The organism is Acidithiobacillus albertensis (assembly GCF_001931655.1).
Lineage (GTDB): Bacteria > Pseudomonadota > Gammaproteobacteria > Acidithiobacillales > Acidithiobacillaceae > Acidithiobacillus > Acidithiobacillus thiooxidans.
In genome coordinates this window covers 2,682,839-2,700,155 of sequence record NZ_MOAD01000001.1, presented here as the reverse complement: position 1 = coordinate 2,700,155, position 17,317 = coordinate 2,682,839, and the positions used below count along the sequence as shown (strand labels likewise).

The 17,317-nt window shown below is 54.5% G+C and carries 15 protein-coding genes; 2 read left to right on the top strand and 13 right to left on the bottom strand.

Annotated elements, in window-relative coordinates:
- Positions 1–20: 20 nt before the first annotated feature.
- The 7 genes from fba to BLW97_RS13830 all read right to left on the bottom strand — a co-directional run bounded on the left by fba (position 21) and on the right by BLW97_RS13830 (position 8,759).
- Positions 21–1,091, bottom strand: a complete 1,071-nt coding sequence (gene fba / locus BLW97_RS13860; RefSeq protein ID WP_010642497.1) for a class II fructose-bisphosphate aldolase — start codon at positions 1,089–1,091, stop codon at positions 21–23.
- 100 nt (positions 1,092–1,191) lie between these two features.
- Positions 1,192–2,631: a pyruvate kinase gene (pyk, locus tag BLW97_RS13855; protein ID WP_024893188.1), complete on the bottom strand. Its 1,440-nt coding sequence runs from the start codon at positions 2,629–2,631 to the stop codon at positions 1,192–1,194.
- Entirely contained in the window at positions 2,628–3,833 is a 1,206-nt protein-coding gene (locus BLW97_RS13850; RefSeq protein WP_075323463.1) for a phosphoglycerate kinase, read from the bottom strand. The genes pyk and BLW97_RS13850 overlap by 4 nt, the downstream gene beginning before the upstream one ends.
- Before the next feature lie 27 nt (positions 3,834–3,860).
- Positions 3,861–4,868, bottom strand: coding sequence for a type I glyceraldehyde-3-phosphate dehydrogenase (gene gap, locus BLW97_RS13845; protein ID WP_010642491.1), 1,008 nt, complete (start codon positions 4,866–4,868; stop codon positions 3,861–3,863).
- Between the two features lie 30 nt (positions 4,869–4,898).
- Positions 4,899–6,896, bottom strand: coding sequence for a transketolase (tkt, locus tag BLW97_RS13840; RefSeq protein WP_075323462.1), 1,998 nt, complete (start codon positions 6,894–6,896; stop codon positions 4,899–4,901).
- 27 nt (positions 6,897–6,923) lie between these two features.
- A complete protein-coding gene (glpX, locus tag BLW97_RS13835; protein WP_010642489.1) occupies positions 6,924–7,868 on the bottom strand; it encodes a class II fructose-bisphosphatase in 945 nt (314 codons plus the stop codon).
- A gap of 48 nt (positions 7,869–7,916) precedes the next feature.
- Positions 7,917–8,759, bottom strand: coding sequence for an inositol monophosphatase family protein (locus BLW97_RS13830; RefSeq protein WP_075323461.1), 843 nt, complete (start codon positions 8,757–8,759; stop codon positions 7,917–7,919).
- Positions 8,760–8,838: 79 nt separating this feature from the next.
- On the opposite strand from BLW97_RS13830, the gene BLW97_RS13825 reads away from it, so the two are divergent.
- The gene (locus BLW97_RS13825; RefSeq protein ID WP_010642486.1) at positions 8,839–9,567 is read left to right on the top strand and encodes a 16S rRNA (uracil(1498)-N(3))-methyltransferase; all 729 of its coding nucleotides are present in this window, start codon (positions 8,839–8,841) and stop codon (positions 9,565–9,567) included.
- A 3-nt stretch (positions 9,568–9,570) separates the two neighbouring features.
- Here the strand turns inward: BLW97_RS13825 and corA are convergent, their stop codons facing one another.
- From corA to ppk2, 3 genes are all read right to left on the bottom strand, one after another.
- On the bottom strand, positions 9,571–10,536 hold the full coding sequence (gene corA / locus BLW97_RS13820; RefSeq protein WP_031573842.1) for a magnesium/cobalt transporter CorA: 966 nt from the start codon (positions 10,534–10,536) through the stop codon (positions 9,571–9,573).
- Between the two features lie 122 nt (positions 10,537–10,658).
- A complete protein-coding gene (locus BLW97_RS13815; RefSeq protein ID WP_075323460.1) occupies positions 10,659–12,140 on the bottom strand; it encodes an MFS transporter in 1,482 nt (493 codons plus the stop codon).
- A gap of 24 nt (positions 12,141–12,164) precedes the next feature.
- Positions 12,165–13,343 carry a polyphosphate kinase 2 gene (gene ppk2, locus BLW97_RS13810; protein WP_143214892.1) on the bottom strand — a complete coding sequence of 393 codons (1,179 nt, stop codon included), beginning with the start codon at positions 13,341–13,343 and terminating at the stop codon, positions 12,165–12,167.
- Positions 13,344–13,544: 201 nt separating this feature from the next.
- On the opposite strand from ppk2, the gene ispH reads away from it, so the two are divergent.
- On the top strand, positions 13,545–14,519 hold the full coding sequence (ispH, locus tag BLW97_RS13805; protein WP_029316446.1) for a 4-hydroxy-3-methylbut-2-enyl diphosphate reductase: 975 nt from the start codon (positions 13,545–13,547) through the stop codon (positions 14,517–14,519).
- Here ispH and BLW97_RS13800 read toward each other — a convergent pair.
- The 3 genes from BLW97_RS13800 to BLW97_RS13790 all read right to left on the bottom strand — a co-directional run bounded on the left by BLW97_RS13800 (position 14,516) and on the right by BLW97_RS13790 (position 17,231).
- Positions 14,516–16,015: a DNA recombination protein RmuC gene (locus tag BLW97_RS13800; RefSeq protein WP_075323459.1), complete on the bottom strand. Its 1,500-nt coding sequence runs from the start codon at positions 16,013–16,015 to the stop codon at positions 14,516–14,518. The two genes, ispH and BLW97_RS13800, sit on opposite strands and share 4 nt — an antisense overlap.
- 101 nt (positions 16,016–16,116) lie before the next feature.
- The gene (gene mscL / locus BLW97_RS13795) at positions 16,117–16,572 is read right to left on the bottom strand and encodes a large conductance mechanosensitive channel protein MscL (RefSeq protein WP_010642476.1); all 456 of its coding nucleotides are present in this window, start codon (positions 16,570–16,572) and stop codon (positions 16,117–16,119) included.
- Between the two features lie 140 nt (positions 16,573–16,712).
- A complete protein-coding gene (locus BLW97_RS13790) occupies positions 16,713–17,231 on the bottom strand; it encodes a hypothetical protein (protein ID WP_075323458.1) in 519 nt (172 codons plus the stop codon).
- Between the last annotated feature and the right edge of the window lie 86 nt (positions 17,232–17,317).

The window sequence follows — 17,317 nt, the reverse complement described above, 5'->3', positions numbered from 1 at the left end:
TTGCAAAAACCGGAATCGCTTCAGAGACCAGTGACGCGGGGATCCAGTTCACCTTTCTTGTAGCGTTTGAACATGTCATCCAGCTGAACGACCTTGATCTTGCTGGCATTGCCGGCCGTACCAAAGGCTTCGAAACGCTGACGGCAGATGTCGCGCATAGCATCCAGAGAAGCCGTGAGGAACTTGCGGGGATCGAAGTTCTTCGGGTTTTTGTAAAGGCTCTGGCGCACAGCACCCGTGGCGGCCAGACGCAGGTCGGTGTCTATATTGACCTTGCGCACCCCGTTTTTGATGCCTTCCTGAATTTCTTCGACGGGCACGCCATAGGTTTCGCCAATGTCACCACCAAATTCGTGGATGATTTTCAGCCATTCCTGGGGCACGGAACTGGAGCCATGCATGACCAGGTGAGTATCGGGAATACGGGCGTGAATTTCCTTGATCCGGTCAATACGCAGTACCTTGCCGGTTGGCGGCTGGGTAAATTTGTAGGCGCCATGACTGGTACCAATGGCGATAGCCAAGGCATCCAGTTTGGTGGCCTTCACAAATTGGGCGGCTTCTTCCGGATCGGTCAGCATCTGGTCGTGGGTCAGGCAGCCTTCGGCGCCGACGCCGTCTTCTTCACCAGCCATGCCGGTTTCCAGGGATCCCAGACAACCCAGTTCACCTTCCACAGAAACGCCTACAGCATGGGCCATTTCAACCACTTTGGCAGTGACGGCGGTGTTGTAATCGTAGCTGGCCGGGGTTTTGGCATCTTCCATCAGGGAGCCGTCCATCATGACGCTGGAGAATCCGGAGCGGATGGCCTGAATACAAACGGCTGGGCTGGCACCGTGATCCTGATGGAGGACGACAGGAATATCGGGATATTCTTCAATGGCCGCCAAAATGAGGTGGCGCAGGAAGGGTTCACCAGCATATTTGCGGGCACCCGCAGATGCCTGCAGGATAACCGGCGCATCCACAGCAGCGGCGGCTTCCATGATGGCACGAACCTGTTCGAGGTTGTTGACATTAAATGCGGGAATTCCGTAGCTGTGTTCTGCAGCGTGATCCAAAAGCTGGCGCAGTGAAACGAGGGCCATAGCACTTCTCCTAAACGTGAATGAAAAATGGTTGGTTTCTAATCAATCCTATAGACGGGATAGGCAAACTGCAAGCCGCCCGTCATACCGGTGTTTTTGTCTAACCGCGATGGGTGACATCTCCTACGCGGACCAGTTTCAGGGTGTTGGTTCCGCCCGGAGAGCCAATGGGCTCACCAATGGTAATCAACATAAGATCTCCGTCGCGTACTGCACCACGACGACGCAGCTCATCTTCGGCAGCGCGCATCACCTGCACAGGATCATCATGACGGTTTTGGGGGAAATTCACCGGATGAACGCCACGGTACAAAGTCACCTTACGGCGGGTATACACCTGGGGCGTCAAAGCATAAATGGGTACCTTGGGATTAGCCCGCGATAACCACAATGCGGTAGAGCCACTTTCGGTAAAGGCGGCAATGGCGGCGATAGATGAGCGCAGGGTAGCCAGAAGCGCGGCAGCTGCGATGGTTTCATCCACTCCGGCCAGCGGGCGATCAATAATCTGCAGGGTGTTGGTGCTGGGGGCATGCCGTTCAACTTCGCGACAGGTACGGTCCATCGCCGCCACGGCCTCTACCGGATAAGCGCCGCTTGCCGTTTCTGCCGACAACATGACGGCATCTGTACCATCAAGAACCGCATTTGCCACGTCGGAAACTTCGGCACGCGTGGGTATGGGCTGATGAATCATGGACTCCATCATTTGGGTGGCGGTGATACTCAGGCGATTATGTTTTTGGGCCAGAGCGATAATGCGCTTCTGGACTGTAGGAACGGCTGCATCGCCAATTTCCACCCCGAGGTCTCCCCGGGCGACCATGATGGCCTCGGATACTGCCAAAATTTCTTCAATCGCATCAACCGCTTCGGCACGTTCTATTTTGGCAACCAGGGCACCATGTCCTCCGGCTTCACGAAACAGGCGACGTGCTTCATCCATATCTGCTGCACTGCGCGGAAAGGAAACCGCCAGATAATCGGCTTCCAGTTGGGCGGCCGTGATGATGTCGGCCCGATCCTTATCGGTCAGGGCCGGCGCGGTCAGGCCACCACCGGCGCGATTGATCCCCTTGCTGTTGGACAATTCACCACCCTGTACTACCCGGGTATGAATTTCGCCGCCCTGAACCTTCTCGACCCAGAGCACAATCATGCCATCATTCAGCAGCAGTGTGGCACCACGATCAACATCGCTGACCAGCTGCGGATAAGTCACCCCCACCCGGGTTTGATCTCCCATGCTGCAGTGAATATCCAGAATAAAGGGTTCGCCTTCTTGCAGATGAATTTTGCCATCAGCAAATTTGCCGATGCGGATTTTCGGGCCCTGCAAATCGGCCAGGACCCCAATGGCGCGACCATGGGCACGTGCCCGTTCGCGCACCATTTCCGCTCTTTGCACGTGGTCTTCGGGGGAACCATGAGAAAAATTGAGGCGGACGACATCGACGCCCGCCTCGATCAGACGATCGATGACCTGCACATCAGAACTGGCAGGGCCTAGGGTTGCGACGATTTTCGTCCGGCGTATCAAGCGTTGTTACCTCGTGCACGTTCTTCAAGTATGGCAACGGCCGGTAAGGTTTTGCCTTCCAGAAATTCCAGAAAGGCACCGCCACCGGTACTGATGTAAGAAACTTTGTCTTCAATATGGAACTGATTGATGGCCGCGATGGTATCGCCACCACCGGCAATGGAAAATGCCGTGCTTTCGGCGACAGCCTGGGCAATGGCCTTGGTTCCCCCCGCGAAACTTTCAAACTCAAAAACGCCTACCGGGCCGTTCCAGACGATGGTCCCCGCTTTTCTGAGAATCTCGCCCAACGCTTTGGCGGTATCAGGCCCGATATCCAGAACCATGTCGTCTTCGGCAATGTCGGCTACTGTACAGGTACGAGCTGGTGCCGTGGCCGAAAATTCCTTGGCAACGACCACGTCCGTAGGCAGGGGAACCGCGCCACCCTTGGCTTTGGCAGCGGCAATGATGGCTTTTGCCTCGGGGACCAGATCAGCCTCGCAGAGCGACTTACCCACTCCATGACCTTCGGCAAGAATGAAGGTATTGGCAATACCACCGCCTACCACCAGCTGATCTACCTTATCGGCCAGTGATTTGAGAATGGTGAGCTTGGTGGATACTTTTGAACCCGCAACAATGGCCACCAATGGTCGTTTGGGATTCTGCAGGGCCTTACCGAGCGCATCCAGTTCACCCACCAGCAGGGGGCCAGCACAGGCAGTCGGTGCATACTTGGCGATGCCATGGGTACTGGCTTCGGCGCGATGGGCGGTACCAAAAGCGTCATTGACGAAAATGTCACATAGTTTTCCGTATTTCTGCGCCAAAGTATCGTCATCTTTCTTTTCGCCCTTGTTGATGCGGCAGTTTTCGAGCATAACCACATCACCTGGCTTGACTTCAAAACCACCGTCCACCCAGTTCGCCTGCAAACGGACTGGACGACCGAGCAACTCGGAAAGTCGCTTGGCCACCGGTGCCAGAGAGTCTTCGGGTTTGAATTCACCTTCCGTGGGGCGACCCAGGTGTGAGGTGATCATGACGCCGGCACCGGCATCCAGAGCCATTTGGACCGCAGGTGCAGACGCCCGCACCCGGGTGTCGTCGGCAATGGCCCCTTCCTTGCTCAGGGGAACATTGAGATCAGCGCGGATAAAAACCCGCTTGCCTTGGGCAAGGCCACGCTTGCACAGGTCTTCAAAAGTCAAAACATGCATGATGCCATCTCCAGTTTGCAGTGATAATCAGTGACTGGCGACGTGCTTGACGAAGCGCATCATGTTGCAGGTATAACCATATTCGTTGTCATACCAAGACACTACCTTGACGAAAGTCGGATCCAGCTGCAAGCCAGCACCAGCGTCAAAAATGGACGGGGTCGGATAGCCACGGAAGTCGGTGGAAACCACTGAGGCTTCAGTGTAGCCCAGAACGCCTTTGAGCGGACCTTCACTGGCGGCTTTCATGGCCTTGCAGATTTCTTCGTAGCTGGTTTCCTTATTCAGCTCGGCGGTGAGGTCAACCACCGAAACGTCAGAAGTGGGCACTCGGAAAGACATACCGGTCAGTTTTTTGTTCAACTCCGGAATCACCTTGCCCACGGCCTTGGCAGCACCCGTGGAAGAAGGGATGATGTTTTCGAGAATGCCACGGCCACCGCGCCAGTCCTTGGCAGAAGGACCATCAACGGTTTTCTGGGTCGCGGTAGTAGCATGCACTGTACTCATCAGGCCGCGTTTGATGCCGAAATGATCATTCAGCACCTTGGCGATGGGCGCCAGGCAGTTGGTGGTGCAGGAAGCTGCTGATACGATTTTTTCACCGGCATACTTGCTGTGATTTACCCCGTAAACAAACATCGGGGTGTCATCCTTGGAGGGCGCAGACTGCACCACTTTTTTGGCGCCGGCATCCAGATGCTTCTGACAGGTCTCGCCCGTCAGGAAAAAGCCGGTAGACTCAATGACTACATCTACGTTTACATCGCCCCACTTGAGATTGGCAGGATCGCGTTCGGCGGTCAGGCGGATGCTCTTGCCGTTGACGACGAGATCATTGCCCTCAACCTTGACTTCACCCTGAAAGCGGCCGTGAACTGAATCATACTGCAGCATGTAAGCCAGATAGGCAGGTTCAAGTAAGTCATTGATGGCAACGACTTCAATGTTGTTGAACTCTGCTTCCTTGGCGATGGCGCGGAAAGCCATGCGGCCGATGCGGCCGAAACCATTAATACCTACGCGAATGGTCATTATATTTACTCCTCAAAATTGCAAATGAATTCAAAGCGCCTGGAACTGGGCAATAATGTTGTCCACAGTGAAGCCGAATTTGGCGAAGAGCGTCGCTGCCGGAGCGGAAGCCCCGAAATGATCAATACCGACGACGGCTCCGTGCAATCCGACGTATTTGTACCAGAGTCCCGTGGTGCCTGCTTCAATGGCGACCCGCTTGCTGATGCTGGCCGGCAAAACACTTTCCTGATAAGCAGCATCCTGCGCGGCGAAGATGTCCATACAAGGCATGGAAACCACGCGAACGGCGTGACCCTGTTCAGCCAGTTTCGCCTGGGCGGCCAGAGCCAGTTCAACTTCAGAACCGGTAGCAATCAAAATGCCTTGCGCCTTACCACCCTCGGCATCCTTGATGACATAGCCACCACGACGGGCATTGGCTACGGTTTCATCCGTATGGGGCAGTGCCGGCAGGTTCTGACGGCTGAGCGCGAGCAAGGAAGGCGTACGCTGCAGCTTGACGGAAGATTCCCAGGCAATGGCGGTTTCCACGGCGTCTGCAGGACGCCAGACGTTGAGGTTGGGGATCAGGCGCAAGCTATTGACCTGCTCGACCGGCTGATGGGTGGGGCCATCTTCACCCAGACCAATGGAATCATGAGTCATGACATAGACGACACGAATACCCATCAGGGCTGACATGCGGATCGCGTTGCGGCTGTAATCCGAGAAAATCAGGAAGGTGCCACCAAAGGGCAGGAAGCCGCCATACAATGACACACCGTTCATGATGGCCGACATGCCGAATTCACGCACGCCGTAGTGAATGTAATTACCCATCAAACGGTGCTTGCCGATGTCAATCGCTTCTTTCCAGCGGGTATTGTTGGAAGGCGTCAAATCGGCGGAGCCACCGAGAAACTCGGGCAGTGAGGCCGCAATACCCTGAATGGTTTTACCCGAGGCAACACGGGTCGCAATTTTCGGATTTTCCTTGCGGAACTCGCTGATCATCCGGGCAATGGCGGCGTCAAATTCGGGGCTGGCTTCGCCGCTCAGGCGCCGTTCAAATTCGGCCGCTTCCTTAGGGAAGTTGGCCTTGTATTTGGCAAACTTTTCCTTCCAGTCGCTCTCCGCTTTTTCGCCCTTGGCCTTGGCATTAAAGCCGTGGTAAATCGCTTCCGGAATTTCAAAGGGTGCACCACTCCAGCCGAGATTCTTGCGCGTCAGGGCAACTTCTTCAGCGCCCAGCGCGGCTCCATGTACATCGTGGGTGCCGGCTTTGTTGGGTGAGCCATGACCAATGACGGTCTTGCAGCAAATCAGGGTCGGCTTGGTGGTCTGTTTGTGGGCCTGAGCAATGGCCTTTTTGATGGCTTCAGGATCATGACCATCCACATGACGAACGACATGCCATCCGTAGGCTTCAAAACGCGCCGGGGTATCGTCCCCGAACCAGTCATCCACATGACCATCAATGGAAATGTTATTGTCATCGTAAAAACAGACAAGCTTGTTCAGACCCCAGACCCCGGCCAAAGAGCAGGCTTCATGGGAAACCCCTTCCATGAGGCAGCCGTCGCCGAGAAACACATAAGTGTAGTTGCTGACGATTTCATGGTCGGGGCGGTTGAACTGGGCAGCCAGCATACGTTCCGCCAGGGCCATACCCACTCCGTTGGCAACACCCTGACCCAAGGGGCCTGTGGTAGTCTCGACGCCGGGCGCATCGCGATATTCGGGATGACCGGGAGTTTTGCTGTGCCACTGACGGAATTGCTTAAGATCATCAATGGACAAATCGTAACCGCTCAGATGGAGGAGCGCATACTGCAACATCGAACCATGACCGTTTGAAAGAATGAAACGGTCACGTCCGGCCCAATGCGGATTGGCCGGGTTGTGTACCAGAAAATCATTCCACAAGACTTCGGCGATGTCCGCCATGCCCATGGGCATTCCGGGATGGCCGGAGTTCGCTTTTTCGACGGCATCCATGGCCAGAACGCGAATGGCATTGGCCAGATCAGTACGGGTTACAGTCATAACTCACTCCTTGGATAAATGAAAATGTCAGTCGGCGCGCTGGTGGGTGCGGACCCGACGTAAAATACCGTCGTGACCGGAAATGACCAGGGTTTCGCTCTCTACAAAGTAGTGGGAACGGGTAACGCCATCAAGAATGTCGCCGGAAGTCAGGCCAGTCGCGACGAAAAGCACGTCGTCGCTGGAAACCAGTTCATCACGGCTCAGCCATTGACCTACTTTCAGGCCTGCTTCGGCAATCGCTTCGGCTTCGCCGGGTTTTTGCGGGGCCAGGCAGCCAAACATATCTGCGCCCATGGCACGGGCGGCGCAGGCCGAGATGACGCCTTCGGGTGTGCCGCCGATGCCCATCATCGCGTCCACTTTGGTACCCAGGGCTGCCATGATGCCACCACTGACGTCACCGTCTGTCTGCAGGCGAACCGTCGCGCCTGCGGCTTGAATTTCCCGGATCATGGCGTCATGACGGGGCTTCTTCAGAAGGAAAATACGCAATTCTTTAACATCTTTGCCGAGAGATTTGGCCAGTGCCTGCAGTTTGGCTTTCATAGGTGCTTCGGGATCGATTTTGCCGCGTGCCGGGGCGGGGACAATCAACTTGTCCATGTAATAGGCGGGGCCGGGCTGGAACATGCTGCCTTTGGGGGCTGCAGCCAGTACACAAATGGAACCGGGCATGCCCTGGGCTAAGAAGGTGGTGCCTTCGACGGGATCCACGGCGATTTCCACTTCCGGACCGGTGCCCGATCCGACCTGCTCACCGTTGTAGAGCATGGGCGCTTCGTCTTTTTCGCCTTCGCCGATGATGACCACGCCGCGCATGGGGACTAGAGCAATGGCAGCGCGCATGGCATCCACAGCGGCCCCATCTCCCAGTTCTTTTTCACCTCGCCCAATCCAGTCGCTGGCAGCGCGGGCGGCAGATTCGGTAACGGGGAGTAGAGACAGCGCAAGACTACCTATGGATGACATAAGCTTGTTCCCTTCAGTGGCGGAATTAGATAGAAGACATAATTCGTTTTAGCATAAATCAATGGGCCGCGTTTGGGAACTCGGGGGCAGGTCGCTAACATGCTCCAGCCAGTTTCGCCAGGTCTGGTGCAAATTCGGATCCAGTGTGGCCAGAACAGAGCGTGGCTTCAGGTTTTTTTCCTGAAGAGCCTGACCATTGAACTGGGAAATTTGACCCCCGGCTTCCTGGAGAATCAATGCGCCTGCGGCGCGATCCCAGAGTTGCTGGGCACCATGCAAATAAAAATGATAGCGCCCCGCCGCCAGCCAACACCATTCCAATACGGATGAACCGAAATTACGTTGGCTATGAAAGGGGCGTTCATCAATGATGCGCAGGGCCAGATTTCGATCCAGTCGCTTGTAATCCACCACCCCTACGCAGTGTTTCAGTGTCGGCGCTTCGCGCGTGTGGAGCATAGCCCCATCAATTTTAGCCCCTTTTCCCTGTACGGCTGAAAAAAGTTCAGCGCGTACCGGATCATAAATCCAGCCCATGACCGAGTGCCCCTTTTCCAGCAGGGCCAGAGAGACACCAAAAACCGGCACCCCGGCGGCAAAATTACTGGTGCCGTCCAGAGGGTCCAGGCACCAGAGTGCATCACTGTTTTCCAAAAGGGATTGTTGTTCTGCGCGGGGCATCTCTTCACCCAGCAAGGGAATATCGGGATAGCGGGCGGCCAGCATATCCTGAAGAAAATTCTGGCTGTCTATGTCGGCGCTGGTAACGATGCTGCCGTCAGGCTTGCGACTGCTGACTACGGTATGAAAACGCGGCAGAACAAAACGCTCGGCACTGGTGCGCAGCAATTTCCCCACCCATTGCTGGTCGATTTCATTGATTCTGGACATGCCCGTCTCCGTGAATTTTGACCCACTACTACGGCGCTGCGATGATATGCGGGTTATTTCTTGCTGAAAGTCTACAGTGATGCCGCGCATTCATTTATACGCTGATTCCGAATTGCCCGAAAGCGGTGCTTTTCTTTTGCCCACGGAGCCCAGCCATCATTTATTGAAAGTACTGCGCGCGCGCATTGCTCAGGAGCTGACCCTCTTCAACGGGGATGGTTGCGTCTATGCCGGCACATTGAAAGGCATTTCCGGTAATCGCGCCGAAATCCTGATCAGCGGGCGTTTTGTGCGGCAAACACGTTCTCCGCTCATGATTCATCTGTGGTTGCCCTTGATGCGCGGGGAACGTTGGGACTGGAGCCTGCAAAAAGCCGTAGAGCTGGGCGTGCAGACGATTCAACCAGTGGCTTGCCAGCATGCCGTCGTGCAGATTAAAGAGACGCGCGGCGAAAAACGCCTCCAGCGTTGGCAGGATATGGTGATTGCAGCCTGTGAGCAGAGTGGCGCGACAAGCATTCCGAAGGTGCTGCCGCCTATGGCTCTGAGTGATGCCTGGTCCTTGTGCCGGGGGCGGGGTCTGGTTCTGGACCCTGCGCCGGAGAATGCGAAAATGCGTGAACTGCTGCACCCCGAGTCGGAAGTGACGTTGTTAAGCGGGCCTGAAGGTGGACTGAGCAGTTCAGAACTGGCGGCGGCAAGTGCCCATGGTTTTCAAAAGGTGCATATGGGGCCACGCATTCTGCGGGCGGAAACCGCTGCTGTTGCAGCAGTCGCCGTGTTGCAGGCGTTGTGGGGGGATCTCTGAAAACTAAATCCAGCCGGCTTTTTTGAAGCGACGGTAAAGGTAATAGGAGGATCCGGCCATGACGGTCAGGGCCATGGGGTATCCGAATTTCCAGTGCAATTCCGGCATGTATTCAAAGTTCATGCCCCAGATGCCCGTAAAAATGGTAATCAGCACCAGAATGGCACCCCAGCCCGCCAGTTTTTTATTGACCTCGCCGTGGTCGATGGCAATCAGGGAAAGATTGACCTGAATGGCTGTGGAAATGGTGTCACGGATGGTATCCAGTTGGCTGTTGAGCAACATGATGTGATCATGAACATCTCGGAAGTAGTTTTCTGCACCATCTATCTGGGCGGGGACCCGTCCGCCAAACAGTTTGCTGAAGCCGTCTGCCAGAGGCAGTAATGCATGGCGTAACACATTGCTTTTGTATTTGAAATCATATAGACGCTCCATGTTCTGGCGCGCATCCTGATTGTGAAACATCACGGTTTCCAGTTGTTCCAGTTCATCATCCAGCATATCTACGACCGGGAAAAACAGGTCGACAATGGCGTCAGACAGGGCATAAAGCACATAGGCAGAGCCGTATTTGAGCATATGCGGCTCGCGTTCGGCCCGGGCACGGACGCCCAGCAGGGTTTGCTCACACTCCTGACGGACGGAAAGCACAAAATTGCTGCCGACAAAAATATTGATCTGCCCCATATGCAGATCTTTGCCGTGGTAGGCCGGAGCCTGAAGTATGACGAAAAGATGTTCGTCGTACTCTTCCACCTTAGGCCTTTGCAAGCCATTAAATACATCTTCCACGGCCAGTTCATGCAGATTGAACTGCTTTTGCAGAATGCGCAGTTCCGGTTCCGTCGCATCCTGCAGGGCAACCCAGACAAAGTTACCGGCTTGCTGCAAGTACTGAGTAACGTCCTCCAGTGTGCTGTCTGCAACTTTATGTCCATCGTTATATACCACACAGTTGACCAGCATATATTTACTCCTTTGCGGAAGTTGTGGTCGTTTACCTCATAAACGGTTCCGCCGGAAACGCTAACAGCCATTTCCGGCGGAAAAACAGGCCCGCAAGCTGCGCGGACCCATAAGCAAAACCCTCAGACCTGGGGTTGCACGCGCGCCTGTTCAATTTTTTCGAGGCTACCACGGGTTTCGACCCGGAAAACCCAGGTCAATACGGCCCCCAGTATTGACGTGCCCACCAGAATGATCAACAGGGTTTGGGTACCAATGGTGTGGAGCAGGATGGGGAACAAAAAGGCCGTCATGACCGCCCCAATTTTGGCGAAAGAAGCCGCAAAGCCGGCACCATAGCCGCGAATGGAGGTCGGAAACACTTCACCGGCCAGCAGATAGGTCTGGGCGTTGGGGCCGAGATTGGTCATGAAGTTGAAAAGCATGAATCCGGCAAAAAGCAGAATGGTTTTGTCCCCATCGGGCAGATTCAGAGAAATGGCGGCCAGACCCAGACCGACTGCACAGCCGATAAAGCCGATGATCTGCAACTTGATGCGGCCGGTCCCTTCCACGAAGAAAATGGCAGCAAGCACCCCCAGAATCAACAGCACATCGAGCAGGGCGGTTCCCTTGGCAGAGAGCATCACGTTTTGTGCCAGGTCAGCAACGCTGTGTACATCCCTGGAAGCACCCAGGGTGGTGGCCAGAATGATCGGGGTAAAAATACCGATACCGTAAGTACCTAAATCCTGAATGAACCAGGGGATGGCGGCGAGGAAAGTGGCGCGCCGGTTTTTGTTGTTGAAAAGCACAGCAGGACTGACTTTCTGGTGATGATGGGCGTGTTCTCTGTTGAGGACCACTTCCTTGGGGTATTGGGGAACCCGCTTGAGCAGGCGGCGGGTTTCCTTTTCCGCTTCTTCCATACGCCCCTTGCTGGCCAGCCAGTGGGGGCTGTCGGTGATAAAAAACCGGCCGACAATCACCAGAATGGCCGGGATAACCGCTGCAGCGTACATCCAGCGCCAGGCATCCACTTCGGGATAAACATCGAGAATGATAATGCCCAGACCGGCACCGACAATTGCACCTACCGCCTGAAAGGCAAAGGCGCCAAGCACCAGGCCGCCGCGTCCCTTGCTGGGAACCGCTTCAGAAATGACCAGATGGGCGGTGGGGTAGTCACAACCCAGAGCCAGCCCAATCCCGAAGAGGCAGATCACCATCCAGAGATAACTGGGGCTCAGGGTGAGACCGATGAGAAACACCACAAAAATCACCATTTCGGCAATAAACATGCGTTTACGTCCGAATATGTCGGATAATCCGCCCAGCATGGTGGCACCAATCAGGATACCGAAAAGTGCTACGGCAGTGACTACCCCTTTTTGGGCTGCCTGCAGGGTAAAGTCCCGGACAATGAGGGGTAAGGCAATACCCGTCATGAAAATCACCAGGCCTTCAAAAAACTTGCCGGCCACGGCAAGGCTCCAGATGCGCCACTGCATGGCCGTCATGGGGGTTCCCTTGAGGGACGTGCCATCGGACCAGACAGGTGTTTCGTCAATATATTGCTGGATACTTTTCCCCGAAGGCGGGGTGTGAATTTTTTCTGTGCTCACGGTCAGGTGCTCCTTGGAGTGGATTTAGCCAGCGGATTCCGGTGAATGGTTACCATTAAAGGGATTGAGTTCCTGAGAATTGGTCTCGCCGTACATGACGTGGGCGCGGCTGACCACCAGTCCGTCGACGGAACCAATGGCATGGAGGTCCTTATTGTCGTAGGGAATGACCTGGAGCAGATGCCGCAAGGCATTTAGTCGAGCCCGTTTTTTGTCATTGGATTTGACCACCGTCCACGGCGCATAAGCGGTATCTGTATGAAAAAACATGGTTTCCTTAGCGCGGGTATAATCTTCCCAACGATCCAGGGAGGCGAGATCCATGGGAGATAGCTTCCACTGCTTGAGGGGATGCACTTTACGCTCTTCAAAACGCCGGTGCTGCTCGTCACGGGTCACCGAAAACCAGAACTTGACCAGATAGATGCCGCTGTAAATCAGGTGTCGCTCAAATTCCGGAACCTGGCGCATGAATTCCTGATAATCAGCTTCATTGCAGAAACCCATGACCCGCTCGACGCCCGCGCGGTTGTACCAGGAGCGATCGAAAAATACCATTTCACCAGCAGTAGGCAGTTGTTCCACATAACGCTGGAAGTACCACTGTCCCTTTTCTCTTTCAGAGGGTTTATCCAGCGCAACCACTCTGGCGCCACGTGGATTGAGATGTTCCATGAAGCGCTTGATGGTGCCGCCCTTGCCCGCCGCATCCCGCCCTTCAAAAATGACGACAACTTTCTGACCGCTGGATTTTACCCAGGCCTGTAACTTGAGCAGTTCTACCTGCAGGCCATATTTATCGTGTTCATAGTCCCGGCGCGTCATCCTGAATTTGTAGGGATAACCGCCGGTTCGCCAGTCATCATTGAGGGTATCATCCGTGTTGGCGACGTGCTTGCGCGGATGGATGGCTCCACTCTCATGCAGATGCTCCAGGTCTTCCGGGCTGACATCCGAATGAATCACCCGAATGGCGTCATCCAGAGACTGGGCGGCCTGGGGATGGCTGTTGACATAGTCGGTGACGATGGCACTTTGCTGAGCCTGGGCTGCTTCTACGGCTTCATGGATGACGAAATCACGAATACCTTCAGGACTTAAATCCGGGGCAATATCTCCCGAACTGGTAAGGCTATGGGCGCTGTCCTTTGCGGAGAGAGCTTGTTCCTGCAGATTTTGGGTGGATTTGGAGCTTTCTGCCATGATGACCCCTGATAAGTGATTGGAATTGCAAAAGGATAATATCAGGTAAATATGACACTTTTATGACAATCGTTTGAGTTTTATCGGCCCGGATGAAATTCCGGTGAGATGAATTTGAGCCTTGGTCAGACGGTGCCGCTTGGGTTGACAGCGCCTGCGGCAGGATGGACCATTCCCTTAAATCGTTTAGAGAACTTCAATATGGAAATTCTGTTAGCCAATCCGCGCGGTTTTTGTGCCGGGGTCAATCGTGCCATTCAAATTGTGGACCGCGCCCTGGAGCTTTTCGGGGCACCGATTTATGTACGTCATGAAGTGGTGCATAACCGCCATGTCGTCGAGGACCTGCGTGCCCGTGGGGCGGTTTTTGTGGAGGAACTGGACGAAGTTCCCGATGCGGCAACGGTGATTTTCAGTGCGCATGGGGTACCCATTGCGGTACGTCAACATGCGGCCGCCCGGGGGCTGAGCGTATTTGACGCGACTTGCCCGTTGGTCACCAAGGTCCATATGGAGGTCAAGAAATACAGTCGGGACGGGATGGAAATGGTGCTGATTGGTCATGCCGGGCATCCGGAAGTGGAGGGCACCATGGGGCAGGTGGAAGAAGGAATGATGTATCTGGTCTCCAATGTGACTGATGTGGCCAGCCTGACTCCGCGAAACCCGGAAAAGCTGGCTTATATTACCCAGACTACCCTGAGTATGGATGATACCGCCGAGGTGATTCAGGCCTTGCGTGCGCGTTTTCCCCATATTCAGGGCCCCAAAAAAGATGACATTTGTTATGCCACCCAAAATCGTCAGGATGCCGTCAAAACCCTGGCTCCCGAGGTGGATATTTTGCTGGTGGTCGGTGCGCCCAACAGTTCCAACTCCAGTCGTCTGGCCGAGCTGGGCGGAAGGCTGGATACCCCAACGCATCTGATTGAAGATTCGAGCCAATTGCGTCGGGAATGGTTTGCTGATGTCGGCAAAATCGGGATTAGTGCCGGTGCGTCGGCACCGGAAAGTCTGGTGAAAGGTATTATCGACCAGTTACAGGAATGGGGTGCTACAGCGCCGCAGGAAACGGCGGGGGTTGAAGAAAAGGTCATTTTCAGCTTGCCTCTGGCGCTCGTGCAGGCACAATCCCGTCGGCAGGATGCCGGGCAGGTGACCGGGGACTCCGCCTAATCGCTGGAGTCAGGCAGCTTTTCGCCGATCAGTTCGTCTGCCTGTAATTGACGCGGATTGAGTTCTACCGGCTCCGAGACAGATAATTCCTTGTTGTCTGCTATCGCCTTGAGGTCCCGGAACTTTCTGGCAGAACTGAGAACACGACCTTCCAGTGAGCCGGTGGCCTTGTTATAGGCATCAACGGCCTGTCCCAGATTTTTCCCTACCCTGCTCCAGTGTCCGGCAAGCGTATGAAGACGATCATAAAGTTCTTTGCCAAGCTCGCTGATGGCTCTGGCATTTTCTGCCAGAGACTCCTGCCGCCATCCGTAAGAAACCGCGCGCAGCAGGGCAATGAGGGTGGTTGGGCTGGCAACAATGACTTTTTGTTCGACGCCAAATTCAATCAGCGCAGGATCGGCCTGGAGCGCCGCGCTGAAAAATACTTCTCCGGGGACAAAAAGCACCACGAATTCAGGGGTGGGCTGAAATTGTTCCCAATAGGACTTTTTGCCGAGTTGGGTCATGTGCGTGCGCAGTTCCTGGGCATGCTTGAGCAGGAACTGCTGACGTTTTTGCTCATCCTCGCTTTCCATGGCTTCCAGGTAAGCGTTAAGGGGCGCCTTGGCATCTACAATCAGGCGTTTGCCGCCGGGCAGTCGGACAACCAGATCGGGGCGTTGCTGCCCGGTTTCCGTCTGCACGCTTTCCTGTTCAGCAAAATCACAGTAGGCCAGCATTCCTGCCATTTCCACGACGCGTTTGAGCTGCATTTCGCCCCAGCGGCCTCGCGCGGCAGGTTGACGCAGTGCCTTTACCAAGGCTGCTGTTTCCTGATGCAGGCGGGGCAGATGGTCCTGAACGAGGCCACGCAGTTGTTCATTTAAAGCGCCATAAGCATCAATGCGCGTTTTTTCCATGGCATCCATGCGCTGGCCCACTTTTTCCATGGATTCACGAATGGGCTCGATGAGTTGTCCCACGGCTTTCTGGCGGCCATCCCAGTCAGTTTTGGCATTTTCCTGAAAGCGTTCGAGGTTTTCCCTGGCGAGATCCAGAAAAGATTGATTATTGCGGCGCAGGGCATCGGCAGAGAGGGACTGGAAAGTTTCGGTGAGGCGCTGCCGGGCTTCTTCCAGCAAAGTCAGTTTCTCATTACTGCGCAAGCGCTCCTGTTCCAGGCGTTCCTGTAATTCTGCCTGCTGACCGCGTATCTGATTGAGATTATTATGCAACTGATTGATTTCATCCTGAGCAGTTTTGAGTGCTTGATTCAGCAAGGGGATCTGCTGGTTTTCTGTCTCTGCCCGGACCCGGTTTTCATTTTGTTTCAGCAGCTCGGATTGTTGCGCCTGAATATGGGCGCGCAATTCGGAGATGACTTGTTCCTGACGTGCCTGGACAGCTGCTGCCTCGTCCTGCTGGCGACGTAAGTTTTGCCGGCTCAAAAAAAACAGAATACCCAGACCGAGCAGCATCCCGGCCAGAAAAACCAGAAAAAGTTCCCAGATCACATGATCCACCCGTGTACATAATGAGTCATGAGCATACGGCAAGTGCGCAGGAAAGGCGAAGGGGCTCTCAGTGAGCGGGCTTCGCCAAAGTAATTACCTGATCAGGATTCCAGTTGGGAGGTACAACTGGGGCAACGCGTAGCCGCCAAAGGGATGGAGGAAAAGCAATAGGGGCAGTTTTTGGTGGAAACCGGTGCAACAGGCTTGGGGTAGAGTTTGTTGATGACGCGGACAATGGAAAATATGACCAGAGCAATGATGAAAAAGCTGATCAGGGACATGATGAACAGGCCATAATTTAGGGTGACTGCGCCTGCTTTTTTCGCCGCAGCGAGGGTCAGGTAAGGACCGGGAGTGCTGCCCTCTTTCAATATGACGTAAAGATTGGAAAAATCGACCTTGTCGAGCAGCAGGCCGATGGGCGGCATGATGATGTCGCCTACCAAAGCGGTGACTATGGCAGAAAAAGCCGTACCAATAACAAAAGCGACCGCCAGATCGATCACATTCCCACGCTGCAGAAATGTTTTGAAGTCTCCTATAAAATCCTTGAACATGGTTTCTCCCTTTTTGAGTTATGGGCAGGAAAATCTTTTAGTTAATTGTAAAGTAAGTGTTTTCTACCGATTTTTATCCTACTCAATTTCTCCAGAGATGCCTATAGAGCTTCGCCTTAAAAAGTGGCCTGGATCATTATTTATTGGTGCATGCAAAACTGATTCACCTGCTTCTTCTCCTGATCCATTTGCTGATGACCTGAGGCTTGGGTACATGCAGCACCGCCATCTTCGCAGGTCATGGCCCAGCTTTGGGCCAAATCGAAAAAGTGTGCGGCATGCCCTGCGGGTTCCGCGTAGGGGCTGTGGGTGAATAAAGGATGCAGGGCATGAAAATATTGGCTTTCTTCGTTGGCCCATTGGGTAACCGCCTGCCAGCAGGCGGATTGGGCATTGATCGGCATTTGGGCGCAGCCGATAGCATTATTACGGGCGTGTAGGAGTGCCTGTTGCCAGTTGGGACAAAACTGCCGTTCTGCAGTAGCCCGTTGGCCAGCAATGGCTGCCAGGTGCCGTTCGGCCAGTTCAGCTTTTTGTTGCGCGAGTTGGGCGCTTTGGGTAGCGGCGCTGCTCGTCAAATGGTTGGGCCCGGAGGGCGTTATAGTGGCGCAGCCGGCCAGGCTGGCAAGGACCAGTAATAACAGGATTTTTGCAGGCATTACGGACTCGCTATTCTACGGATAGTCGTTCGTTGTATATCACAATTCAGTGATAATGCAGAACTTATCCATTCAGATGTCATACC

Excerpts from the sequence above, each read along its gene's own strand:
- fba (WP_010642497.1), bottom strand. The coding sequence starts at position 1,091 with ATGGCCCTCGTTTCACTGCGCCAGCTTTTGGATCACGCTGCAGAACAC.
- BLW97_RS13850 (WP_075323463.1), bottom strand. The coding sequence starts at position 3,833 with ATGCATGTTTTGACTTTTGAAGACCTGTGCAAGCGTGGCCTTGCCCAA.
- gap (WP_010642491.1), bottom strand. The coding sequence starts at position 4,868 with ATGACCATTCGCGTAGGTATTAATGGTTTCGGCCGCATCGGCCGCATG.
- tkt (WP_075323462.1), bottom strand. The coding sequence starts at position 6,896 with ATGACTGTAACCCGTACTGATCTGGCCAATGCCATTCGCGTTCTGGCC.
- glpX (WP_010642489.1), bottom strand. The coding sequence starts at position 7,868 with ATGTCATCCATAGGTAGTCTTGCGCTGTCTCTACTCCCCGTTACCGAA.
- BLW97_RS13830 (WP_075323461.1), bottom strand. The coding sequence starts at position 8,759 with ATGTCCAGAATCAATGAAATCGACCAGCAATGGGTGGGGAAATTGCTG.
- BLW97_RS13825 (WP_010642486.1), top strand. The coding sequence starts at position 8,839 with ATGCCGCGCATTCATTTATACGCTGATTCCGAATTGCCCGAAAGCGGT.
- corA (WP_031573842.1), bottom strand. The coding sequence starts at position 10,536 with ATGCTGGTCAACTGTGTGGTATATAACGATGGACATAAAGTTGCAGAC.
- ppk2 (WP_143214892.1), bottom strand. The coding sequence starts at position 13,343 with ATGGCAGAAAGCTCCAAATCCACCCAAAATCTGCAGGAACAAGCTCTC.
- ispH (WP_029316446.1), top strand. The coding sequence starts at position 13,545 with ATGGAAATTCTGTTAGCCAATCCGCGCGGTTTTTGTGCCGGGGTCAAT.
- mscL (WP_010642476.1), bottom strand. The coding sequence starts at position 16,572 with ATGTTCAAGGATTTTATAGGAGACTTCAAAACATTTCTGCAGCGTGGG.
- BLW97_RS13790 (WP_075323458.1), bottom strand. The coding sequence starts at position 17,231 with ATGCCTGCAAAAATCCTGTTATTACTGGTCCTTGCCAGCCTGGCCGGC.